The sequence below is a fragment of the Pseudoalteromonas distincta genome (assembly GCF_005877035.1).
GTDB classification, from domain to species: domain Bacteria; phylum Pseudomonadota; class Gammaproteobacteria; order Enterobacterales; family Alteromonadaceae; genus Pseudoalteromonas; species Pseudoalteromonas distincta.
On the sequence record NZ_CP040558.1, the window covers coordinates 2,118,307 to 2,143,243 of the forward strand.

Consider the following 24,937-nt stretch of genomic DNA (forward strand, 5'->3'; position numbering starts at 1 on the left):
TTAATTAATCAACTGTTGTTGTAGTTCATGTATTTCATCGCGAACAGAGCCCGCTTTTTCAAATTCTAGGTCGCTTGCGTATGCATGCATTTTGGTTTCAAGCTGCTTAATTTGCACGGCAATTTCTTTCGCACTAAGTACCTTTTTAGACTCTTTACGAATAAGTTTAAGGTTGTCTTTAGGAGCCGCTTCTTCGCCTACATCCATTACATCAAGTATTTTTTTAGCCAGAGCATGAGGCTCTATACCGTGCTCAACGTTGTATGCATGCTGAATTTCGCGTCTGCGTGCTGTTTCGTCCATGGCTTTTGCCATTGATTTTGTAATTCTGTCGCCATATAAAATAGCGCGGCCATCTAAGTGACGCGCAGCACGGCCAATGGTTTGTATCAGCGAGCGAGCCGAGCGTAAAAAACCCTCTTTGTCAGCATCAAGTATGGCAACAAGTGCCACCTCTGGCATATCAAGGCCTTCTCGCAGTAAGTTAATGCCCACTAACACATCAAACACGCCAGCTCGTAAGTCACGAATTATTTCTACGCGCTCAACGGTATCAATGTCTGAATGTAAGTAACGTACTTTTACATTATGCTCGCTTAGGTAGTCTGTTAAATCCTCAGACATACGTTTAGTAAGTGTAGTTACCAGTACGCGTTCGCCCTTCTCCACACTTTTGTATATTTCTGAGAGTAAATCATCAACCTGATCGCCCACAGGACGTACTTCTATAAGTGGGTCGAGCAGCCCTGTTGGGCGAATTACTTGCTCTGCTATTTCACCCGCACAGCGCTCTAACTCAAAGTCGCCAGGCGTTGCCGATACATAAATAGTTTGTGGTGCTATGGCTTCAAATTCTTCAAAACGCAGTGGCCTATTATCCATTGCGGATGGCATTCTAAAACCATACTCAACAAGGTTTTCTTTACGGCTTCTGTCGCCTTTATACATTGCACCAATTTGCGATACGGTTACATGCGATTCATCAATAATCATTAATGCGTCATCAGGTAGGTAATCAAGCAATGTTGGCGGTGGATCGCCTGGCGTACGCCCCGATAAATAGCGGCTGTAGTTTTCTATACCCGAGCAATAACCTAGCTCGGTCATCATTTCTATATCGTATTGCGTTCGCTGTGCTACACGTTGCTCTTCTACTAACTTGTTTGCACTGAGTAACTGGGCGCGTCGCTCTTTTAGTTCTTCTTTTATTTTTTCGATAGCGCCAAGTATTTTTTCACGCGGGGTAACATAGTGCGTTTTAGGATAAATAGTAGCGCGCACTATGTGCTTTTCAATTGCACCGGTAAGCGGGTCAAAAATACTTAAGCGTTCTATTTCATCATCAAACATTTCTACACGTACAGCAAAAGTGTCTGATTCTGCTGGGAATATATCAACTACTTCGCCACGTACACGGTATGTACCTCGGCTAAAATCTATATCATTGCGGGTATATTGTATTTCAGCAAGGCGGCGTAGCATGTCGCGTTGATCGACTTTTTCGCCCACTTTTAAAAGTAGCATCATTTTCATGTACGATTTAGGGTCACCCAAACCATAAATAGCCGATACCGATGCCACAATAATGGTGTCGCGACGCTCAAGCAATGCTTTGGTCGCACTTAAGCGCATTTGCTCTATGTGCTCATTTATCGAAGCATCTTTTTCAATAAATGTGTCGCTAGATACAACATAGGCTTCTGGCTGGTAGTAATCGTAATACGATACAAAGTATTCAACCGCGTTTTTAGGAAAAAACTCTTTCATCTCGCCGTATAGCTGCGCAGCCAATGTTTTATTGTGCGCCATTATTATTGTTGGACGATTTAAATCGCTAATAATATTGGCCATAGTAAAGGTTTTACCTGTACCGGTGGCACCTAATAACGTTTGGTGTGCAAGCCCCGCTTCTAACCCTTCGCATAGCTGTTTAATGGCGGTAGGCTGATCGCCTGCTGGTTTGAAATGTGATTTTAACTGAAAATGGTCGCTCAATTATTGCACTCCTGTAACGATTCGCCGCTCAGCGCTTCTAGTTTTTTCATAAACCATTTATATGCCACTATTGCTGTAAATAAATTACCTATGGCAGCGCCTATAAATAACCCTAATAATCCGGCTATTTCGTTGCCGATATAAGCAAATGGTACATAAAATATGAATAAACGAATAACGCTTAGTACCAATGCGTTCATTGGTTTGTGTAAAGCATTAAACGATGAGTTTGATAATATGATCACCCCTTGTAAGCCATAGCTTAGTGGGATGGTATAAATAAAGAGCTTAATTACATCTATTACGGCTTGTTCTTTACCAAATAATTGGCTTATTACACCTGAAAATGCAATTAGTAATACGTAAATGGCAAATTGCCATACCATCACAAATTTTAGTGTGCCGGTATACGCTTCTTTAACACGGCATAATTTGCCAGCCCCAAAGTTTTGACTCACAAATGGCGGTAATGTCATCGATAGCGCAAGTACTAATATACTTGCAATAGATTCTATCCGGCTTCCCACTCCAAATGCGGCCACGGCTTCTGGCCCATGATGCGCTACTAAGGCGGTCATTACAGCCATTGCAACGGGTGTAAGCATGTTAGCACCTGCAGCAGGTAAACCAATTTTTAATATTTTACGAATAGCGCCAGTTACAGTTTGCTTGCCCGCTTTGAGACTCAACAAACGTTTTTTAACCGCTAATATATATAAAATAATAACCACAGCGACCGACCATGCCACAACACTTGCAATGGCAGCGCCTTGAATTCCTAACGCGGGTACCGGCCCAAAGCCAAATATAAGTATTGGGTCAAGCACGGCGTTTATCAGCCCGGCTCCGCCCATTACTATACTTGGCGTTTTGGTATCACCGCTGGCACGCAGTACCGAGTTACCAATCATTGGAGTTATTAAAAATACGCTACCGATAAACCATACATTCATGTATTCGTGTATTAACGGCAATACTTGCGCCCCCGCTCCTAGCAAAGTAAATATGGGGTCAATCAGTAAATATCCAACAGATGACAACACAATAACCAGAACCACACCAACCATTAAAGAAATACTGGCATCAAAACGTGCTTCATCAATTTTATTACTGCCGAGCGCTTTCGCTATTACTGCTGATGTACCGATCCCCAGCCCTATTGCTAAGCTGATAACGGTAAAAGTAACCGGAAATGTAAAGCTCACGGCAGCTAGTGGTTCGGTGCCAAGTAAGCTTATAAAAAAGGTGTCTACAATATTGAACATCATTAGTGTGATCATGCCGAATATCATCGGTATGGTCATCGTCTTTAATGTAGGCAAGATAGGATCGTTTAGTAAATCTGGGCGAGTCTGAGATTTTGAAATTGCGCGCATGAAATAAATAGGCCTCTTTTACTGAACGGATCATTTTAAAGCATCAAGGCAGTTCAAGCCACGGATTTATCACTACAATTGATGTAATTACGGAAGTAAATATTCTAAAAAATAGTAAAACTTAGTTTTTACATCTTTTTGTTAAAATAGAGCCTAAACACGCCAAAAAACAATTAAAACACATTTTTATAACTTTTTTTACAAACACCCTGTGTTATCTGATGCTTTTTTACACAAAGCAACTACTTGGTTTATCGTTACGAAAAAATTCATTCATGGAGTTACATCTATTAGCCACCAAAACATAACCTACTGTTTTACAATGAATAAAAAATAGTGATTTAAAAGCTTGAAATCGTTGTAGCTCCCTAAAACATTGGTGCCGATGATGTTCTTAAACTTTCATAAACAGAGTTATCCACAGAAACCGTGGATAACTCATTCAAAGCCGCATTTATAAAGGCCTTGAGAGACTCGCAATTTTCGCTGAGGTCCAACCAATTGTTGATTTGCTAATTGTGGCATTTTTATAAACTCACACTGAAAACACAAGCTTGCCGATTTTTCTTCTTAACATAGTTATACGTTAGTAAATAAAAAACGTTTAATACAAAGTTAAGTTATTGATTGTTCTATTTTTGAGCGAAGATAATAAATGCTCAATTTATAGATCAAAATTGGATCACTATTAAGGGGGAAAATACTTTTATGACTATTCGTGCAGGTATATTTTTAGAAAATTAAAATAAAAAAGTAAATAAATACGAAGAATACCCCAAAGTAAAAAATGAAATTTTATGTTTTTGAGTTGTTTTTTAATTACAAGTGGCTTTAATGGCGTGTTTAATTTAACCAATTTAAAGACTCAACAATAATAAAACTCGCATTAGTATTCTTAAATTCTCAAAAAAATAGCTTTAATAGAGCTATAAATCACGCAGATCGAACACAAAAACAACGAATAAACCTCTTTTTTCAATTTATGACTTTTATATGTTGACACTTTGCGGCTCGGTCATTAATATTTCGCCCCGTTGAAAGGCAAGACGCTTCCCCCTTAGCTCAGTTGGTTAGAGCGACGGACTGTTAATCCGCAGGTCCCCCGTTCGAGTCGGGGAGGGGGAGCCAAGTTTTTCAACCATAAACGATTCCCCCTTAGCTCAGTTGGTTAGAGCGACGGACTGTTAATCCGCAGGTCCCCCGTTCGAGTCGGGGAGGGGGAGCCAAGTTTATGTTTATGATGTAGTTCCCCCTTAGCTCAGTTGGTTAGAGCGACGGACTGTTAATCCGCAGGTCCCCCGTTCGAGTCGGGGAGGGGGAGCCAAATCATCATAATAATATCAGCACTTTAGTTCCCCCTTAGCTCAGTTGGTTAGAGCGACGGACTGTTAATCCGCAGGTCCCCCGTTCGAGTCGGGGAGGGGGAGCCAATTCTAAGAATTTCATAGACATTCCAAGCTATTTCCACTACTCTTCTTTATATAACTAAAGCATTAGTTTAATTCTTTAATGCGCTGTACTTAGTTTATTAATCAAGGACTTGATTCCTTCCCTTTTGATTATTAAAAGACTGAAAACATGGCTGGATTTAAAAAACTTATTTTTATACAAATTATCTCTTGGTTATTGTGTGTTGCAGCAGGAAGCTACTTCATATCTATAAGCTTTGATACTGCGGTAAGTGATGCACAAAAAAATGCACAAACAACTGTTACTAAGTATATTAATGACCTTTCTTTAGACGATATTTCTGCTCAAAATTTAAAACAATCAATTGCAGATGGTAATACGTTTTCAAGCTTTACTCTAAGAGATTACCAAGGTGCTGAAGTATTTAGCATTAACCCCCCTACTCAATTACCAATGTTTGCTGATTTTGTACTCTCTAACTTTAACTCTGTACGCCCACAGTTTGCTGTAAACGATGCCGCAGATATAAAAGTTGAATTTGTACTTAACATTGAGCATTTAGCGTCGCAGCTACAAACGTCCCTTTTTATTGTTATTTTGATTTCTGCCATTTTAGTTATTATTCCAATAATTCTAATGAAATCTATTTTTTATCATTTAAATAAAAATATAAGTACAACAGTTGCTGACATTATCGATATTTATATCAATCAAAACCAACTTGATAATGATTTAGAAACAGCACTAGATGGCACTCGATTGAAAAAAATGGGAAAAGATTTAGTACCTAGTTTTAATCGGTTATCACATTTTTTAAAAAACAAAAACGAAGACATACAAAGCGCTGCTATGACTATCAAGCATGAAGCGTACAAAGATGTAATTACCTCGCTTGGTAATCGTAATATGTTTGTTGAGTACTACGAAAAAAATATTGAAAACACTGAGCAAAGTACATTTGGCTCTTTAGCTATGGTTCGTTGTAGCGAACTACAAGCTATAAACCAAAGCCGTGGTTATCAAAAAGGTGACGAGTACGTTAAAGGCGTTGCTGATATTATTAAGCACATAAGCGGCACTTACACGGGTAGCCAAGTATTTAGATTAAACAGCTCTGATTTTGCGGTAGTACTCCCCCACATTCCTTTAAAAGAAGCTGAGCGCTTTGGTGAAAACCTGCAATCGCGCTTCACGCAGTACCAACAAAACCAAGAGTTAAGCTCGGTAGCTAATACGGGTATTGTAGGTTACGAAAAAGGTAAACCGTTAGGCGAACTACTTTCTGTTGTTGATAACGCGATGAGCATGGCGCAGTCAAAGCAAGTTAATGCATGGCACGTACAACGCGAAACCGATTTAGTTAATAACGTAAGTGCGGGGTTTGGTAATCAAAACTGGCGTAAGGTTATTAAGGAAGTTATTGAATCTAAGCGTGTGCATTTAGTGATGCAAAACATTATGCCGCTTGGTAAAAGCATAAAAGCCTACGCTGAAGTACAAGTTCGATTTAAAACAGAAGACAATCAAGTACTGCCTACCGCTTCTTTTTTAGCAATGGCCGAAAAACTTGATATGGCAATAGAAATTGATCGCCTGATCATCGACTCTTCTCTTGAAAAAGTTAAAAGCCGTAATTTATCTGAAAAGTTTTTTGGTTTAAACGTAACAGCCTCAAGTGCACACAACGATCAGTTTGTAATTTGGCTAGAGCGCCGATTATTGAAAGATACGCATATTGCATCTAAACTAGTATTTGAGGTGAGCGAGTTTGGTTTACAGCAAAACATCAAAGCTAGTAAGCGCTTTATCGACATGGTTCACCGTGTTGGCGCACGCGTAACTGTTGAACGTTTTGGTGTTGGCTTAACTTCATTTAAGTTTTTCCGCGATTTAAAACCTGATTTTATTAAAATGGATGCAAGTTATACTCGCGGCCTAGAAGATGATAAAAATAATCAGTACTTTATGCGCTTAATGGTCGATTTAGCCCACCGCATTGGTGTTAGCGTATTTGCTGAAGGCGTTGAGAGCCAAGAAGAGAAACACATTATAGAAACGTTGTGTTTAGATGGCGTTCAAGGTTATTACATAGAAAAACCTAAAGACATTTAATTAGTTTTCAATTAATACAAAAAAGAGCATTCGTTGCTCTTTTTTTGTTTCTGCTATTTGACTAATCCCTTACATCAAAATCACATTAATTTTACAGCCTTGTGATCAATATGTTTGTCCTTGCGTTTATTTAACTGATAACGACTCGCAAATGTTGTTTATCGGGGCAGAAAAAAGGATAATAAGCAGGACTTTAATAGCGTGAGGCACACATGACAGAATATGTCTTGTTATTGATTGGAACCGTTCTGGTTAATAACTTTGTATTAGTACAATTTTTAGGCTTATGTCCGTTTATGGGCGTATCAGGTAAGCTTGATACGGCGATTGGTATGTCTTTGGCAACCACGTTTGTGCTTACCCTTGCCTCTGTAACTAGCTATTTGGTTAATCAATATATTTTAATCCCTCTGGATATCGCCTTTTTACGCACCATGAGCTTTATTTTAGTGATTGCCGTTGTAGTGCAATTTACCGAAATGGTTGTGCGTAAAACCAGCCCTACTCTATATCGTTTATTAGGCATATTTTTACCGCTGATCACCACTAACTGTGCGGTATTAGGTGTGGCTTTATTAAATATCAAAGAAGATCATTCGTTTTTACAATCTGCGGTATATGGTTTTGGTGCTGCGGTTGGTTTTTCTTTAGTGCTTGTATTGTTTGCAGCACTACGAGAGCGTTTAGCAGCTGCTGACGTTCCTACGCCTTTTAAAGGCGCCTCTATTGCAATGATCACTGCAGGCTTAATGTCGATGGCGTTTATGGGTTTTACTGGATTAGTGAAGTTTTAATATGACCTTGTTTTATGCCTTGATAGCGATTGGTTCGCTAGCACTCATTTTTGGACTTATTTTAGGGTTTGCAGCAATTCGCTTTCGCGTTGAAGGTAACCCTATTGTTGAGCAAATAGATACGATTTTACCGCAAACTCAATGCGGACAATGTGGCTACCCGGGCTGCCGCCCTTACGCCGAAGCCATAGCTAATGGCGATGAAATAAATAAATGCCCACCAGGCGGCGAATCTACCATGAAAAAGCTTGCCGGCTTAATGGGGGTTGATGAAAAACCACTTGCCGGTGGCGAGCAAGCAGAACCTATAAAAACAGTGGCTTATATTCGCGAAGATGAATGTATTGGCTGTACCAAATGTATTCAAGCCTGCCCAGTTGACGCTATTTTAGGCGCAACTCGTCAAATGCATACCGTGTTAATTGATGAATGTACTGGCTGTGATTTATGTGTTGAGCCTTGCCCTGTAGATTGCATTGATATGCTACCTGTAGCCGAAACTAAACAAAACTGGAAATGGCAGCTAGACGCTATTCCTGTTACACAAATAGATTAGAGGTTTGAGTGGACAAGTTACTTGAACAAATAAAAAAAGGCACCGTGTGGGCATTTCCTGGCGGCATACACCCACCACAACAAAAATCACTCTCTAATAGTGCGAGTATCACTCGCCTACCTTTGCCCGACAAACTCATTGTTGCGCTTAAGCAGCATATAGGCGCAAATGGTAAGTTACTTGTAGAAAAAGGCCAACACGTATTAAAAGGCCAACCACTAACAGAGCCTGCTGCTAACTGGTCGGTACCTGTGCATGCGCCAAGCTCTGGTGTGGTTACTGATATTGCACCTATGCCATCAGCACATCCATCGGCCCTGCCTGAACTAAGTGTTATTATTGAACCAGACGGCAAAGACGAATGGGTAGCTCTAAATAAAAATAAAAATCCTGCTGAGCTTAGTCATGACGAGCTTATAAATATTATTCACCAAGCCGGTATTAGCGGTATGGGTGGTGCTGGTTTTCCTACTTATGTAAAAGCAGATACCAAGCAACCTATCGAATTTTTGATTGTAAATGCAGTTGAGTGCGAACCTTATATTACTGCCGATGACGTTTTAATGCGCGAACACGCTAAAGAAGTTATCCAAGGCATTGAAATAATGCAGCAACTTTTAAACCCAACACTGTGCATTGTGGGTATAGAAGATAACAAGCCTGAAGCTATTGCAGCAATGAAGCAAGCAGCTGAGCATAACTCAAAAATTATTATTCAAACGGTGCCAACTATTTATCCATCTGGCGGTGAAAAGCAATTAATTAAATTACTTACTAACCGTGAAGTTCCTAGCATTGGTATTCCAGCCGATATTGGTATTTTAGTGCATAACACGGGTACTTTGTTTGCCGTACAACAAGCCGTTTATGAAGGTAAACCGCTGATTGAGCGTATAGTTACAGTAACAGGCAACACTATTCATAAACCTGGAAATGTATGGGCACTACTTGGTACTGAAATAAAGCATTTACTAGATTGCCAAGGCTTTTCACCTGTGCCGCAGCAAAGTGTTGTGATGGGCGGCCCAATGATGGGCTTTACACTACCCACAGTACGTATTGGCATAGTTAAAACAACCAACTGTATTTTAGCGCCTGATCATAAAGAGCTAGCGGAACCCGGCCCTGAAAAAGCCTGTATACGTTGTAGCGCCTGTGCTGATGCCTGCCCTGCTTCTTTACTGCCACAGCAATTGCAGTGGTTTGCTAAATCAAAAGAGTACGACAAACTACAAGAGCACAATTTATTTGATTGTATTGAATGTGGTGCTTGTGCATACGTGTGCCCAAGCGAAATCCCTCTTGTACAGTACTACCGTATAGCCAAAGTTGAAATTAAAGAACAACAAGCTGACAAAATTAAAGCCGACAGAGCAAAAGAGCGTTTTGATGCCCGAAAAGAACGTTTAGAGCGTGAGCAAGAAGAACGCCAAAACCGCCATAAACGCAAACCTGCTGCTAAATCTGCTGACGAAAAGCAAAAAGTAGCTGAGGCACTAGCCCGTGTTAAAAATAAATCAGATAACGGCGATGAAAAATCTGCTGTTGCTGCCGCTATTGCACGCGCTAAAGCTAAAAAGCAACAAGGCGAAGAACTAGAGCCAGACAACAGCGAAGTAGCAAAAGAGCGCGCACTACGTAAAGAACAAGCGCGTAAATATAAAGAGCAAAAATCGCAAACAGATGAATCGGCCGAGACTACACCCGTTGATGATAAAAAATCAGCAGTCGCTGCAGCCATTGCTCGCGCTAAAGCCAAAAAGGCAGCACAAGCATTAGATAACGCTGAACAAACAACAAATGAAGAGCCACAAAGCGCGGCACCCGTTGATGATAAAAAAGCAGCGGTAGCTGCAGCCATTACGCGTGCTAAAGCCAAAAAGGCAGCACAAGCATTAGATAACGCTGAACAAACAACAAGTGAAGAGCCACAAAGCGATACGCCTGTTGATGACAAAAAGGCAGCAGTAGCGGCGGCCATAGCTCGTGCAAAAGCTAAAAAAGCGGCTAAAGCATTAGAAGAAGCTGAGCAAACCCTGAGTGAAGCGCCACAAACTGATGCCCCTGTTGATGACAAAAAAGCAGCTGTAGCGGCGGCTATAGCTCGTGCAAAAGCTAAAAAAGCGGCTAAAGCATTAGAAGAAGCTGAGCAAACCGTGAGTGAAGAGCCACAAACTGATGCCCCTGTTGATGATAAAAAGGCAGCAGTAGCGGCAGCTATTGCGCGTGCTAAAGCTAAAAAAGCAGCTAAAGCATTAGAAGAAACCGAGCAAACCACAAGTGAAGAGCCACAAAGCGATACGCCTGCTGATGCTAAAAAAGCAGCTAAAGCACTAGAAGATACTGAACAAACTCAGCCCCAAGAGCTACAAGTTGATAGCGCAGCACCTAAGAGTGCAGAAAGTAACACCGATGACTCATCAGATCTTATTAACGCAGATAAACCTAAATCAGCCGACGATAAGAAAAAAGCCGCCGTGGCTGCTGCAATTGCGAGAGCAAAAGCTAAAAAGTTACAAAAAGAAGGAAATAATCAGTCATGAAATTAACCATGGCCAGTTCGCCGCATAATCACAGCCATAAATCGTTAACGCGATTAATGCTTAGCGTTATTGCTGCGTGTATTCCTGGGCTAATTGCTCAAGTTTTCTTTTTTGGAACAGGTGTACTTATTCAACTGGTACTAGCGCTTGTTGCTGTAAGCGTATTTGAAGCTGCAATAATGCTAATACGAAAGCGCCCTGTTTGGCCTGCATTAAGTGATGGCAGTGCGTGGCTTACTGCCGTGTTATTGGCACTGAGTATTCCACCACTTGCGCCTTGGTGGATAATCGTTATTGGCTGTTTATTTTCTATTGTTATAGTTAAACAGCTTTATGGCGGCCTTGGGTTTAACTTATTCAATCCAGCAATGGCGGCTTATGTACTGCTTTTAGTTTCGTTTCCGGTACAAATGACCGCATGGTTGCCTGTTACCGATTTAATAAATACGCCAATAGGCTTTGCTGATCAGCTAAGGCTAATATTCACCGATTTTACGGCCTCTGGGTTTAGCCTAGATCAAGTACGTGCAGGGGTTGATGGCCTAACAATGGCAACACCGCTGGATACTGTTAAAACAGACATAGCCCACGGTTTAACCGTTACCGAAAGCATGCAAAAACCATTATTTAACGAATGGGCTGGCCTTGGTTGGGTGTGGGTTAACTTAGGCTTTTTAGTGGGTGGTTTATACTTATTAAAAGCAAAAATAATTAACTGGCATATTCCTGTAAGTTTTATCGCAAGTTTAGCTATATGTAGTGCTATTGGTTATATCGCATCACCTGGTACAGAGCCGGGCACCCTATTTCACTTATTAAGTGGTGCCACTATGATGGGGGCCTTTTTTATAGCAACCGATCCGGTATCTGCAGCAACAACTAACAAAGGGCGCTTAATATATGGCGCGCTAATTGGCTTACTAATTTATTTAATTCGTACCTTTGGTGGTTTTCCTGATGCCATCGCATTTAGCGTATTATTGATTAATATTGCAGTGCCACTAATAGACTACTACACACAGCCACGTACTTATGGCCATGGAGCAGTAAAATGATCATTTCGTCAATGGCTAAAAATGGTGCTATTTTAACTGCGTTTGCATTAGCAACAACAGGCTTAGTTGCCTCGATCAATGCACTTACTGCCGATAAAATTGCAGAGCAAGAACAGCTACAACTTACTGCGCAGCTACAAGAAGTGCTCGACCCAAAATCGTACGACAATCAATTATCACAAGATTGCGTAGTTATTACTGACGAAAAACTAGGCCCACACGCAAACCAAGTAATTTACCGTGCTCGTAAAAACAATAAACCAGTCGCTGTTGTTATTAGGCATGTTACGCCAAACGGCTACAGTGGCGATATTAACTTATTAACAGCTGTATTGAGCGATGGCACTATTGCTGGCGTTCGTACGACTAAACACGAAGAAACCCCTGGTTTAGGCGACAAAGTAGAAGTTAAAAAATCACTTTGGATCACAACATTTAAAAGCTTAACGGTTGAAGGCGAAGAAGACGCTCGCTGGGCTGTAAAAAAAGATGGCGGCCAGTTTGATCAATTTACAGGCGCGACCATAACGCCACGTGCTGTTGTGGGCTCTGTTAAAAATGCCGTATTGTTCGCACAAACTAATTTTGATGATATTTTTGCAGCACCTAATGCCGAATGTATGGAGGTAGCTAAATGAGTGAGTTAAAAACATTATACAAAGAAGGTGTATGGGTAAATAACCCTGCCCTTGTGCAGCTTTTAGGTTTATGTCCACTGCTTGCCGTTACCTCAACTGTAACAAATGCCTTAGGTTTAGGCTTAGCAACTTTACTCGTACTAATAGGCTCTAATGTTACCGTATCAATTGTGCGTAACTGGGTGCCAAAAGATATTCGTATACCTGTATTTGTAATGATCATCGCGGGCTTTGTAACCATAGTTCAATTACTTATGAACGCTTATACCTTTGGTTTATATCAATCATTGGGAATTTTTATTCCGTTGATTGTAACTAACTGCGCCATTATTGGCCGCGCCGAAGCATATGCCTCTAAAAACCCTGTTCATTTATCAGCATTTGACGGCTTAATGATGGGCTTAGGCTTTATGGCTGTACTGTTAGTATTAGGTACTATGCGCGAATTAATTGGCCAAGGTACGCTGTTTGACGGTGCCGACTTATTACTTGGCCCATGGGCACAGAGCTTGCGCATAGAAGTATTTAACTTTGATAACCAATTTTTACTCGCAATTTTACCACCGGGTGCCTTTTTAGGACTTGGGCTGCTTATTGCTGCAAAAAACGTAATTGACGCACAAATAAAATCAAAGCAAATTGCACCGCCAGAGGCTGAAAAAGGCCCTCGAGCACGTGTTACTAGCTTAACTTAAGGGGAAAACGTATTAGAGCAACAATTAGCACTAATACGTTTTAAGTTGCATGAATAAAGAAAAACGTCACCAAATACTGTCGCGCCTGCGCGACGATAATCCGCACCCAGTTACTGAGCTTGAATATTCAAGCCCGTTTGAGTTACTAGTAGCAGTAACACTCTCAGCGCAAGCAACCGATGTAGGCGTTAATAAAGCCACTCGAAAGTTGTTCCCTGTTGCTAATACGCCACAAGCCATTTTAGATATAGGTCACGATACACTGCGTGATTATATAAAAACCATCGGCTTATTTAATTCTAAAGCTGCCAACGTTTACAAAATGTGCCAAATTTTGGTGGATGAACATAACAGCATCGTGCCAGAAAATCGTGAAGCCCTAGAAGCCCTACCAGGCGTTGGCCGTAAAACCGCTAATGTTGTACTCAATACCGCCTTTGGCTGGCCTGTAATAGCCGTAGATACACACATATTTCGTGTATCTAACCGTACAAAGCTTGCCATGGGTAAAGATGTTGTAGCTGTAGAACAAAAGCTTGAAAAGGTTGTACCAAAAGAATTTAAAGTAGACGTGCATCATTGGCTGATACTACACGGGCGCTACACCTGCGTAGCACGTAAACCAAAGTGTGGCAGCTGTATTATTGAAGACTTATGTGAGTTTAAAGATAAAACAGAGTAACTACAGGCTGCCTTGAGCGAGGAGCGGTCATTGGAAAAGTTAAATTTATTCTAGTGCTTTGAGTAGAAATCTAATTTTGTCCAATAACATTATTAGACGCCGTTTTGGTGTGTTATAAGCCGCCAAAATGGTGTTTAATAAGCTGTTAGTAAGACACGAATATTTTGCATATGGAGTTGCCAATGAATAACGAAACAAATAACCCTCGCATTAAAGAAGATGTTGAGCCAAAAGACCTAATTAAAATGCAAACTGAAGTCGGTTTAATTGAATCAATGCTTCAATCGAAGACGCTCACAGCTATAGTCATCATTGCAATTATTCTGTTGGGTGGCTTTTTCATGTTCTTGTCCAAGGTGACAGGTTAGCCGCAACAGAATGTATTGCTAACAAGCATCTAAATCCGACATTGCCAGCTGCCACACTTTTAGCAAGCAACGCAAAAAGCCCGCCAGTGCAAGGCGTATTAGCCGAGCGTTAACAATGTCCGCAATTGGCACTTTTGCGAAGATCGGCTGTGAGCGAAAAACAGACACTAAAAAAGTTATAGTTATTTCGTTTTGATGTGTTATGAACCACAAAAATGGTGTTCAATAAGCTGCTATATAAATGGAGGTGTTTCAATGGGTTTCGTGATCTATTTAGATCAAAATACATTGAGTGATTTACGTCAACGTAAAATAGATGAGTCTCCAAACGACTTATTCAGACTACTTAAACATGCTCTCAAATCTGAACAAATAACGGTCGTTTATTCTCATGTTACTCTTGATGAAATTTTGCAAATTCCAAAGGCTGAATATCGCCAAGAACATATCGATATTCTAGCTGAATTAGATGCTAAATATATTGAGCCATTACAACATACACTTAGCAACCAAGAGCCAGATAATATATGGTACGCACACCTAGAAAACAAAAAATCAAATGCAGACCTCGGTATTACTAGTCTAATGGAGATTAGCCAGTTATCTTCTCGTAAAATTTCGGGGTTGCCGATTGATGAAAGCTTTTCCGAAATCAACGAGAAGTTAAAGGTGAACTTGGGCACTTTAATTTTTAATTGTGAATCGCAATTGGATTCGATTGACCTCGAAAAACTTAATGAACCGTTAAGAAGCTATTTCGTAAATATGCATAGTCAACTGGATGAGTTGAGAACAAAATTGTCCTCGTTACAAGCGCCTAATATTGCTAATGAGCAACAATTAGGGCCTCAACAATTTAGAGAGATGCCGAGCATTAAAGCATTGGAAGTAAAAAGCATTGAGATCAAGGATGTGGTAAATGCTATTGAAGCAACGTTTAAATTGGAAAATAATAGTTTTGATTTTGCAGATTACTTTGAGGACACACCGCAAAATGCCGTTGCGCGTGCATATAGTCTAATGAATTGGGCTGGTTATCACGCTGATGATTTTACCAGAACCAAAAAGGGTAAAGATCGTTTCAATGCTTCAAATAATGATATGCAACATGCAGTGTCAGCTTTGGGGGTAAGCTTCTTGATTTCAGGTGACATAAACTTTGTCAAAAAGGCTAAAGCGTGTTTCGCATACGTTGATTGTTCGACAGTCGTGTGTAATCCGCAAGAGTTCATCGAGAAGCATTGCAACTTCATATAGCAAGAACATCATGCCGCATATGTTGGCGTTGAAGATTAGCTTCTGGCGCATATACGACAGTTAGATTTGATTGAGATCTGTTAAACAAATCTTAAAGTTTAATTTAAGACTTATTCATATTTCGAAATCCGCAGGGGTCGCGTCATGCAATGTACATTGTATAGATGACCAATGTCCGATCATGGCACTCTCCAGCCACTCGACAACATGAAATGCTGATAATAATTGGTAAGGTATTTTACTGTGTCGGATGGCGTTTCGCTTATTCGACCTACACTGGCACAAAACTACCCATCAAATAAGTATGATTTTTATACTTTAGTGGTATAAAACTTTAAGGGAGGTATATTGTCGTTGATAATGATCAAAATCTGTATGCTTACGATGCAAACAGAAAACACATGAATTTCATTGCGCCTCTTATTTGTAGTAGCCAATGAAATAAAACAATTATTAGAATATTATCAAAGTATTAATTTCACAAGTTACATTCCTTTGGTTATGCTAGTGAGCATTATAAAATTATATTGCGAAACCCTCTATGCTACCTCTACTTCGTATCTTGATAATTGAGCAAGACCCAGCCACCTTACAAGGGCTTTCAACTAATCTGTCAAAGACCATTCCTAACTTTGAGCGAGATGATATTCATATCGATATTATTGAATGCCTCGAGCTTAAACACGCGCTGGAATGTGTAGAGGAAGATGGTGATATTCAAGCCGTAGTTCTAAGCTGGGATATGCACAACAAAGTGGGTGAGCGGATGTATAGCCGCTTTATCGAGGATTTAAAGGCAATTCGTCTTGAGTTACCGGTTTATGTTATTGGCGACGACACTAAAGGGCTGGAGATCGTAAACGAATCAGAAGAAATCGAATCATTCTTTTTTAAAGATGAAGTGATTTCTGACCCAGAAGCTATTTTAGGTTATATGATTAACGATTTTGACGACCGCTCTGAAACCCCATTTTGGACGGCGTATCGTCGTTACGTTGGTGAAGCAAACGACTCTTGGCATACACCGGGTCATAGTGGGGGTTCTAGCTTTAGAAACTCACCTTACATCAAAGATTTTTATCAGTTTTACGGCCGCAATGTATTTGTTGGCGACCTGTCGGTTTCGGTAGACTCGCTAGGTTCATTATCAGACAGCACCAATACCATTGGTCGCGCTCAAGAATCAGCAGCGGCGACGTTTGAAGTTAAGCACACCTACTTTGTTACAAATGGTTCATCTACCTCAAATAAAATCATCTTGCAGACGCTCCTGCGTAAAGGAGATAAAGTAATTGTCGACCGTAATTGCCATAAATCAGTACACTATGGCATCTTGCAATCAGCTAGTTACCCCATTTACTTGGCGAGTATCTTAAATCCAAAATATGGCATTTTCGCGCCACCATCGTTGGCCGACATCAAGTTAGCAATTGAAAACAATACTGATGCTAAATTACTAGTGCTTACCGGTTGTACTTACGATGGCTTACTTAGCGACCTAAAACAAGTCGTAGATTATGCTCATCAATATGGTATTAAGGTATTTATAGATGAAGCCTGGTTTGCATACTCTTTGTTTCATCCTAGCTTTCGTCATTATTCTGCGATACATGCAGGGGCTGACTACATTACGCATTCGGCGCATAAAGTAGTATCGGCGTTTTCTCAAGCGTCTTATATTCATATTAACGATCCCGATTTTGATGCCGATTTCTTTCGAGAGATTTATAGTATCTACGCTAGTACATCGCCTAAATATCAGCTTATTGCATCGCTTGACGTGTGCCAAAAGCAATTAGAGATGGAAGGCTATAAGCTGCTCAATGCGCTGCTAAATCATGTTGAGGAGTTTAAACAACAGATGGCCTCGCTTAAGCAAATTAAAGTATTAGCTAAGCAAGACTTTATGGAAATATTCCCGCATTTTAGTGGTGATAATATGGGCCACGACCCATTAAAGATCCTTATTGATATTAGTGAGCTACCTTACTCATTAAAAGATATTCATAAATATCTACTGGATGAAATTGGGCTAGAGATAGAAAAATACACACACAGCACCATTTTGGTTTTACTGACGCTTGGCGGCACGCGCTCAAAAATAATTCGTTTGTACAATGCATTGAAAAAACTAGACAGCGGTAAAGTAAAACTATCGAAATCGACGCGTAGAGCTCGCTTACCTGAAAATTTACCAGCCATAGACTTGGCGTGTATTCCAAGCGATGCTTTTTATGGCGACCGCGAATCTGTGCCTATTAGCAAAAGTAACAACCGCATTTGTGCAGGTTTAGTTACTCCATATCCACCGGGCATTCCGCTTTTAGTCCCAGGTCAGCATATTACTGATGATCATGTTGAATATTTGCAAGAGTTGGCAAGCCAAGGACTGACTATTCAAGGCAGTTTCGATGGTGAAATTTATGTTCTTAAGGGTAAGGTTAAAAAATAAAGGTATTGGTTTAATACTATCTCGATAATAATACCAATCTGCTTATATACGGGGTCTATTTAACGTTAAGAAAATTGCGCTAGAACTAGGCAAAAATTTTTGTATCTAGTTGTTCTAAATAAAAAATTTTTAACGACGTTATAGTGCAATTTAATTCGTTAAATTGATCAAAGATTTATGCAGGTTGGTATAATTACTGGTGGCAGTTTCGCAAGACATTGCCGCTGTAACGGTATTGATAAGTAAAATACAAAGTGGAATAAATCATTTTTGTAAATGTTAACTAATTATAGTTAAAAAAAAGCAAGCCAGATGGCTTGCTTTTAGCGTCTTTAAATACACACACTTATAGACTCGATTTAACTATAACTTTTAAAATCTATAGCTTGCGCCAAATGTAATACGGCGGTCTGTAATACCTTGGAAACAAAGTAAAGCACCTTCGTTCACACAAGACTGGCTAACTTCTGACTCAGTTAAGTTAACGGCTTCAATACCGATATTTAGCTGATCGTTCACATCATAACTTATGCTGGCATTAAGCTGCCCTCTGTCTTCTTGTACAACAGGGAAACCCCATGGGAAGCTTGAAGTGCTACCAAAGTCAGTTGAACGGTACCCTTCGCGCCACGTGTAACGCGCTCGAGCAGATAGACCGTATTTCTCATAGTAGAATGTGATGTTATATGCGTTTTCTGACAAATCAATGAGTGATTGCTTAGCACTTATGTCTGCATCCGGGTTACCGGTTGTTAATGCAAAAACAGCATTTGCACGACTCGTTGCGGTGTCAAATGATTCACCACCAGAAAATTCTTGATAAGTATAGTTAGCAACCACACCAAAACCTGATGCCCAGCCTAGCTCTTTTTCAAAATTTGATAAGTCGTATTGAGCTGCAAGCTCGATGCCTTGCTGTGTTGTTTCACCAGAATCATTAATAGTAGTTTGTGTTGGTACACATAACCCTACACCAGCATCTGGGCCAAATACGTTTATGTCAGCAATTGGGTTAAATATGCCGCCGCCTTCACATTCTGGACCATTTGTATCGCGAAAGCCTGTGCTTGGGTCTTCAAATGGGTCAACTTGCTGTGTAACGTGCAAATCGCTACGTGTTTTATGAAAGTACCCCACACTTAATAAAGCAGCGGGTGCAAAATACCAATCAGTGGATATATCGAAAGAGGTTACTTCTTCTGGCTCTAAGCCTGAGTTACCTATTGAAACTGCACTATTAGGGCTGGTGCCAAACGTAACAGACGTAGATAGGTCATCAAAATCTGGGCATCTGATATCTTTTGACCAACCTAGACGAACAATCACATCTTCACTTACATTCGCGGCTAAATTAAATCGCGGTAAAAAGAAATCGTAATCACCTTTTGACGTTACTTGAGTCACCAGTTCGTTGCCACTTCCATCTTGAGTAACAGAGTTACCTAGCGATGTAACTTCAGTCTCTAAATAACGTAGGCCAAAGTTACCGCGAAACATGCCATACTCAAAATTAGCTTGTGCATATAAGGCATGTGTTTCTTCTTCAATATCAAAAAACGCATTTACTTGAGACGTTGGTGAACTTATTGGACCACGATCAGAACCCGTTATTGCATTATTAGCTTCAATCGCTTGGTTAAGTGCTGCTAATACAGCTTGTGGATCAGAGGATGCAAGCTCTGGGTTTATAAGTAAGAAATCACGAATATAAAGTGCTCGCCCATCACCATCGTTAAAGTTATCTGGGCCCGCTGTTAATAATTGTGCAAATAAATCACCCGTTGGACTATCAGCCATATTTCTTAAACCAACGTTAGAGCGAACTTGATCCGACATACTGCTCGTTTTGCTGTAGCGGTAACCAAAATCGACTGACGTTATTACATCATCTAAGTAATATGTAAAATCTGTACGAAACGCATCTTCTGTATTTTCTGACTCGTCTTGCCCTTGGTTTACATCACGTAGAACAACATTTGCAGGGTCGAGTAATTGAGCCATTGTTGGCGCGTTTGCCTCCCCCGTTGCAATACCAAATGTAAGTGCATCACCTGTAAGATCATACTCAAAAGGAGTACCGTTTTCATTTGACGAATTAGTAGCGACATTTGGATTTATAAAATTAAGCGTTGTATTAAAGCTTGGTGTAGTTGAATCAGAACGAGAGGTTGAGGCTTCAACACTTGCAAATAATCTATCGCCTTGCCATTCGCCCCCTATTCTAAATATTTTGCTCTTTGTAATGCGTGAATTAGTATCGCTAGAAAAACGTAAGTTAGGATCGCCACCACCGTCTTCAACTGGAATAACGCCTCTTACGGCCGCTTGTATGCTGCCTAGGTTTTGTCCGTCAAGTGAACCAAAATTAACTGTTTCAAATTCACTCGGTATTGATACATTTCTAAGATCACTTAGGCCAGATGCTTGTACTCTTGAGCTTTCTTGGCGGCGCTCTTGATCATTAACAACTGCATCAAAAAAGAATTTCATATTATCGTTTGGTGCATATTCAAATGTACCTGCGAAGTTTTTTGTCTCGTATTCGTAATTATCGTAATCTTGAATTAAAAATTGTACTGGTAGAAAATCAAACGATTGTGCACTTGCAGCACCACTATCAGCGGCTACCGAATTATCTCTATCAGCACGAGGACGAAATGCGGTTACGTCTTGCTCACTGTAACTACCACTAAATACAACACCAAACTTACCGCCCGAATCAAGCTCCCAGTTATCACCCCAAGCACCCGATACCCTAGGAGTAACACCATCTGTTGATAAGCTACTATCTTCACCTTGAACTCTAATTGAGCCTAGAGTTTCATTTAACTGTAACGGGCGAATTGTTTTAAGGTTTATTGTTGCGCCCACAGAGCCTTCGATTGTTTTTGCTTCAGGTGATTAAATTACTTCTACACCAGAGATGATTGCAGCTGATACATCTTCAAAACTAATGCCACTTCGCCCAGACCCAGAGCCAACTGTTGATACGCCGTTCACTTCTGTACGATTAGCATTGGTACCACGAATTTGAACGCCCGTACCTACCCCTGCTTCACGGGTAATTTGAATCCCCGTTACATTTTCAAGTACTTCTGCGAGGTTTTGATCTGGTAGCTTACCAATATCGACTGCCTCAATAATCTCAACAAGGCTATCTGCTGAACGCTTTTGTGCAAGTGCATTTGTAAGCGATTGTCGAATGCCTGAAACCTCAATCACCTCAAGATCGTCTGCAGCTTTTTTTGGAGCTTCTTGCGCCTGTGTAGACAAAGACATACCAAGTGCGGTTGCCGATATAACTGCCAGTGTAATTTTAGATAACTTGTGACTCATAGTTTTTTTCCTGTGTGTGTGAAATGCTATGTTTAACCAGCTACTTTATTGTTTTTATTAAAAGCCCTTAATTATTACAAACCCTTAACTTTATATTTACACCCAACTATAAAAAGGTCAACCTTTTGGTAGTAAATTTAGATCAAATATTATGCAATATGTTATTACCAAAATAGAAAAACTTAACTAACCTATAAATTAAAATCATAAGATGGATTTTAAGTTCATGTTATTTATTGATTTTAAATTTAATTAGAAATTGAGCTATCAATTACAAGGATTAAAAGAGTTAGTGTTTTAAAAATGAAATAATTTAGGCAGGAGAAACCGATGATGTTGTACGCGCTTAATAAATGGCATTATTGGTTAACCAATTTATTTTTGAGCCAAGAAGCGTTATTAGAGAGCGAGCTGTGTTGAGTGCTATTTATTAGCGTTATCAAAAATATAAAATTGAAGAATTTAGGGATCAAAAAAGGCGGTAAAACCGCCTTTTTAATGAGATTTAATGTTTAACCATTATTACAGCTTGTAGCTTAAGCCTAAGAATAAGCGTGGGCCGTAGTCATTCACTTCACCTAAGTTTCCTTCAACAAAGAAATCTTGTGATTTAGGTGCGCTGAACAAGTTAATTGCTTCTGCTTTAACTCTAAAGTGCTCATCGATTTTGTATGATGCGCGCATTTCCCACACACCTACGCCATCAACATAACGAAGTCGAGTACCGTTTGTAGTATATGGTTGGAAATACTCACTACGATATTTGTAAATAACGGCAGTATCAAACCCACCAATTTGGTAGTACAGCTGACTGCTAAATACATGCTTTGAGAAGCCAGGTACTGAAGCCGACTCAACAATACCGTCAGTTAATTGTGTAGTATTACCGTCTACATCAGTAACAAACGTATCGCCGTATAGGCTATCTTGGAACTCAAAGTCAGTGTCTGCATAGTTGTAACCAAATTTCATACCGATGCCATTATCCCAGCGGTAAGAAAATGAAGCTTCTAGGCCTAGTATTTCACTGTCCTCGTCTGACGTAACAGAGTTGGTGATTGGTAGTGAAACTGTTTCACCACCAACAGTAAATTCTTCAATTACGGTTTGTTGTTGAAAACCGCCATTGAACTGTTTGTAGTATAGGCTTAACGCTAAGATTGAATCTTCGTTAGGGTACCATTCAAACGCAGCATCGTAGTTCCACGACATAAGTGGTTGAGTGTCTGGATTACCAGAACCATTTACACCCACTAATAAATCGCTGATTGATGTTGCTGTACCTTCTGTATCTTCTTGGAATGTACGGCTATAGCCTAAATCAGATGGATCTGCGCGTGACATACCACGGTATATACCTGCACGGAATAAAATATCTTCACTGTAATCAATAACTAGGTTAAAGCTTGGTAAATACTTAGTGTAATCGCCACCACTTTTTATTTTATCCAGTGAACCGTTATCAGACTCAACTAGAGACAGTATACCTGTGTCGCTTGTTACTACGTCAAAGCTATTTCTAAATCCAATCGAAGTTACTTCTGTGTCTACAATACGAAGACCAAAGTTACCGCGAATGAATTTGCCAAACATTTCAGTATCGTAGTTAGCCATTAAGTACACTGATGTTGTTTTCTCTGTTACATCAATTGTACCTGCATTTTCATATTCCACTTCTGGGTAAGCAAACACACCATCAGCGTTAGAACCAGCTACAGCTTGTGAGAAACATACGTTGTCGTATGTAGCCCATGATGAGCCTGTACCGCTAGCTACAACGTTACCGTCGCTATCAATATTTGTTACGATATCACCATCAGATACACTCGATAAAAAGCCTGATTCAGGGAAATCGATTTGACAACCTTGTAATACGTCAAGCGCTTCAGTACCAGAGTCTAGTGTAAATTCGTTTCTTGAACCGTTACCTTGGCTACCACCATACTGTAGGAAGGTCATTTCAGATGTTCTAATGCCACCTTGAATACTTGTAAAAACGTTGCCATCTAGCGCATAGTCAAAATCTAGTCGCGCTGAGATAACTTCGTTTTCACGAACATTTTCACGGTCAAGTCGTGTTCTTAGGCTATCTGTAAAGTTTGAAATATCTGTTACGTCAAAATCTGTCAGTGTGAAATGAGGAATTTCATCGCCCATGTCCCAAGAAAAGAAATTACGACCTGATGTTCTACCACGGTTAGATATTTGAAGTTCTTCACGTTCAGTTTTTGAATACGCTAAATCTAAGTCAACAGTTAATCTATCGGTAACTGTATGTTCTATATTTATGCCATAACCTTGGTAGTTTTCTTCACGAGAAAATTGCTCACCCGCTGATTCAATACGCTCTTCACCTTCCCAATGTAAAATACCGCCTACATCGTTAGTTACAAGTGTTGGACCGGTTACACCTGGTGTTGCACGTTTTTGTAAAAAGATTAAATCGTGGCGTGCTTCTTGTTGTGTTCTATCTGAAATTTGTGCATCAAAGTTAACATCCCAATCAGCTGACGGTTGGTATTGCAGTGCAAAAAATACTGCATCACGTTCATCAGATGTCTCGTTTTGACGAAAGCTTCGGCTACTGCCAGTCCAAGCATAAGGAGTCCCATCACTTACTGCTTTACCTGTTTCTGGATCAATTTCTGTATCGTAACCTTGGTTACTACTGCCATTAACTTGGTCTTCACAGTCGCCTGCGCTGCTGCGATAAAAACCTTCATTGGTATTAGTCGGATCGTTTAAACACGCCCACAATGAAGAACCTGATGGGCTAGAGCTTCTGTATTCAGCCTCTGGTTGACTAATTTCTTGGCGCTGCACACCAAAAGACACACCAACGGCTTGGCCGTTATCAAATTCAAACTGATCAACATAACTAAACGTGCCACGGTAACCCGCGTCACTTTGTAGCGAGTTATCTACATTACCTTCATCAGGGTTGTAATTTAGTTTAACTTCAGCTGATACACGTTGTTTGCCAAAATCAAGTGGAGTTATAGTTTCAAGTGCAATAACACCTGCAACACCACCTTCAATCATTGAGGCATCTTGCGTTTTATATATCGCTACTTTTTTTACAAGTTCAGAAGGAAACTGCGAAAAGTTAACTGAGCGGTCACCACTACCATTAGTCGCTTCACGACCATTAATGTGTGTTGCACTTAAAAATGGACCAAGACCACGGATAGTGATTTCTGTAGCACCACCGTTTTCACGATGAGATGCAGCACCTGTAATTGATTCTAGTGCTTCACCGATAGACAGTGCTGGTAAATCACCAATATCTTCAGATGACAGGCCATCAACTACCGTTGTTGCTTCACGTTTAATTGCTATTTGGTCTTGAATCGTTCTACGTGTACCTGTAACACTAATTATTTCAACGTCTTCTTCAACTTCTGTCGCTTTTCCCTGATCTTCCTGTGCGCTTGCTGTAAATACGCAAGAACTTGCCATACCTGCGATGACCGCTGTTCTTACCCATTTTGCAACTGGGCGCATTGCAAACTGCCCTGTTGTAGAATTATTGTTATCTCGTGACTTCAACGACATTTGAATTCTCCGCTGGTTGTTGTTGTGTGATTTTAGTGTGTTAGCTTGTTATGCTGATGTATATTTTATGTGACCTTTGACATTAATATACTTAAACCCAGCACGATGATCAA

Annotated in this window: 14 protein-coding genes, 4 tRNA genes and 1 pseudogene; 15 read left to right on the plus strand and 4 right to left on the minus strand. The window is 40.2% G+C overall.

The genetic code is table 11. From position 1 onward, the window contains the following. Both uvrB and FFU37_RS09370 read right to left on the minus strand, forming a co-directional pair. Positions 1-1,995 carry an excinuclease ABC subunit UvrB gene (gene uvrB / locus FFU37_RS09365; RefSeq protein WP_039487290.1) on the minus strand — a complete coding sequence of 665 codons (1,995 nt, stop codon included), beginning with the start codon at positions 1,993-1,995 and terminating at the stop codon, positions 1-3. Next, entirely contained in the window at positions 1,992-3,371 is a 1,380-nt protein-coding gene (locus tag FFU37_RS09370) for an MATE family efflux transporter (RefSeq protein WP_138489356.1), read from the minus strand. The genes uvrB and FFU37_RS09370 overlap by 4 nt, the downstream gene beginning before the upstream one ends. A 1,051-nt stretch (positions 3,372-4,422) precedes the next feature. On the opposite strand from FFU37_RS09370, the gene FFU37_RS09375 reads away from it, so the two are divergent. The 15 genes from FFU37_RS09375 (at position 4,423) to FFU37_RS09445 (ending at position 17,933) form a co-directional block, all read left to right on the plus strand. Then, a tRNA-Asn gene (locus FFU37_RS09375) sits at positions 4,423-4,499 on the plus strand. A gap of 21 nt (positions 4,500-4,520) precedes the next feature. Then, positions 4,521-4,597: transfer RNA gene (locus FFU37_RS09380), tRNA-Asn, on the plus strand. A 21-nt stretch (positions 4,598-4,618) separates the two neighbouring features. After that, positions 4,619-4,695: transfer RNA gene (locus FFU37_RS09385), tRNA-Asn, on the plus strand. 29 nt (positions 4,696-4,724) lie between these two features. Beyond that, positions 4,725-4,801: transfer RNA gene (locus FFU37_RS09390), tRNA-Asn, on the plus strand. Positions 4,802-4,949: 148 nt separating this feature from the next. Continuing rightward, positions 4,950-6,893 (plus strand): EAL domain-containing protein, encoded by a 1,944-nt coding sequence (locus tag FFU37_RS09395; protein ID WP_039487283.1) that lies wholly within the window; start codon positions 4,950-4,952, stop codon positions 6,891-6,893. Between the two features lie 212 nt (positions 6,894-7,105). Then, complete coding sequence (rsxA, locus tag FFU37_RS09400) at positions 7,106-7,687, plus strand: electron transport complex subunit RsxA (RefSeq protein ID WP_008172491.1); 582 nt, start codon at positions 7,106-7,108, stop codon at positions 7,685-7,687. A gap of 1 nt (position 7,688) precedes the next feature. Continuing rightward, positions 7,689-8,243 (plus strand): electron transport complex subunit RsxB, encoded by a 555-nt coding sequence (rsxB, locus tag FFU37_RS09405; RefSeq protein ID WP_007585357.1) that lies wholly within the window; start codon positions 7,689-7,691, stop codon positions 8,241-8,243. A gap of 8 nt (positions 8,244-8,251) precedes the next feature. Continuing rightward, positions 8,252-10,786, plus strand: a complete 2,535-nt coding sequence (gene rsxC, locus FFU37_RS09410; RefSeq protein WP_138489357.1) for an electron transport complex subunit RsxC — start codon at positions 8,252-8,254, stop codon at positions 10,784-10,786. After that, positions 10,783-11,841, plus strand: a complete 1,059-nt coding sequence (gene rsxD / locus FFU37_RS09415; RefSeq protein WP_138489358.1) for an electron transport complex subunit RsxD — start codon at positions 10,783-10,785, stop codon at positions 11,839-11,841. Before rsxC ends, rsxD begins: the two co-directional genes overlap by 4 nt. Beyond that, complete coding sequence (rsxG, locus tag FFU37_RS09420; protein ID WP_138489359.1) at positions 11,838-12,479, plus strand: electron transport complex subunit RsxG; 642 nt, start codon at positions 11,838-11,840, stop codon at positions 12,477-12,479. Before rsxD ends, rsxG begins: the two co-directional genes overlap by 4 nt. Continuing rightward, complete coding sequence (locus tag FFU37_RS09425) at positions 12,476-13,174, plus strand: electron transport complex subunit E (RefSeq protein WP_010553676.1); 699 nt, start codon at positions 12,476-12,478, stop codon at positions 13,172-13,174. The genes rsxG and FFU37_RS09425 overlap by 4 nt, the downstream gene beginning before the upstream one ends. 49 nt (positions 13,175-13,223) lie before the next feature. Next, positions 13,224-13,856 carry an endonuclease III gene (gene nth, locus FFU37_RS09430; protein WP_138489360.1) on the plus strand — a complete coding sequence of 211 codons (633 nt, stop codon included), beginning with the start codon at positions 13,224-13,226 and terminating at the stop codon, positions 13,854-13,856. Between the two features lie 182 nt (positions 13,857-14,038). Next, positions 14,039-14,224, plus strand: a complete 186-nt coding sequence (locus FFU37_RS09435) for a hypothetical protein (protein ID WP_024594843.1) — start codon at positions 14,039-14,041, stop codon at positions 14,222-14,224. Positions 14,225-14,479: 255 nt separating this feature from the next. Beyond that, positions 14,480-15,481 (plus strand): hypothetical protein, encoded by a 1,002-nt coding sequence (locus FFU37_RS09440; protein WP_138489361.1) that lies wholly within the window; start codon positions 14,480-14,482, stop codon positions 15,479-15,481. Positions 15,482-16,022: 541 nt separating this feature from the next. Then, entirely contained in the window at positions 16,023-17,933 is a 1,911-nt protein-coding gene (locus tag FFU37_RS09445) for an aminotransferase class V-fold PLP-dependent enzyme (RefSeq protein WP_033021837.1), read from the plus strand. Between the two features lie 372 nt (positions 17,934-18,305). Here FFU37_RS09445 and FFU37_RS09450 read toward each other — a convergent pair. Both FFU37_RS09450 and FFU37_RS09455 read right to left on the minus strand, forming a co-directional pair. Then, positions 18,306-21,269: pseudogene (locus tag FFU37_RS09450) on the minus strand (TonB-dependent receptor). A 522-nt stretch (positions 21,270-21,791) separates the two neighbouring features. Then, a complete protein-coding gene (locus FFU37_RS09455; RefSeq protein ID WP_138489362.1) occupies positions 21,792-24,824 on the minus strand; it encodes a TonB-dependent receptor in 3,033 nt (1,010 codons plus the stop codon). Positions 24,825-24,937 lie beyond the last annotated feature (113 nt).

Bases quoted from the DNA above. Each gene is read 5' to 3' on its own strand.
- rsxG (WP_138489359.1), top strand. From the start codon at position 11,838: ATGATCATTTCGTCAATGGCTAAAAATGGTGCTATTTTAACTGCGTTT.
- rsxA (WP_008172491.1), top strand. From the start codon at position 7,106: ATGACAGAATATGTCTTGTTATTGATTGGAACCGTTCTGGTTAATAAC.
- FFU37_RS09440 (WP_138489361.1), top strand. From the start codon at position 14,480: ATGGGTTTCGTGATCTATTTAGATCAAAATACATTGAGTGATTTACGT.
- FFU37_RS09370 (WP_138489356.1), bottom strand. From the start codon at position 3,371: ATGCGCGCAATTTCAAAATCTCAGACTCGCCCAGATTTACTAAACGAT.
- FFU37_RS09445 (WP_033021837.1), top strand. From the start codon at position 16,023: ATGCTACCTCTACTTCGTATCTTGATAATTGAGCAAGACCCAGCCACC.
- FFU37_RS09425 (WP_010553676.1), top strand. From the start codon at position 12,476: ATGAGTGAGTTAAAAACATTATACAAAGAAGGTGTATGGGTAAATAAC.
- FFU37_RS09395 (WP_039487283.1), top strand. From the start codon at position 4,950: ATGGCTGGATTTAAAAAACTTATTTTTATACAAATTATCTCTTGGTTA.
- rsxD (WP_138489358.1), top strand. From the start codon at position 10,783: ATGAAATTAACCATGGCCAGTTCGCCGCATAATCACAGCCATAAATCG.
- FFU37_RS09455 (WP_138489362.1), bottom strand. From the start codon at position 24,824: ATGTCGTTGAAGTCACGAGATAACAATAATTCTACAACAGGGCAGTTT.
- FFU37_RS09435 (WP_024594843.1), top strand. From the start codon at position 14,039: ATGAATAACGAAACAAATAACCCTCGCATTAAAGAAGATGTTGAGCCA.
- rsxB (WP_007585357.1), top strand. From the start codon at position 7,689: ATGACCTTGTTTTATGCCTTGATAGCGATTGGTTCGCTAGCACTCATT.
- nth (WP_138489360.1), top strand. From the start codon at position 13,224: ATGAATAAAGAAAAACGTCACCAAATACTGTCGCGCCTGCGCGACGAT.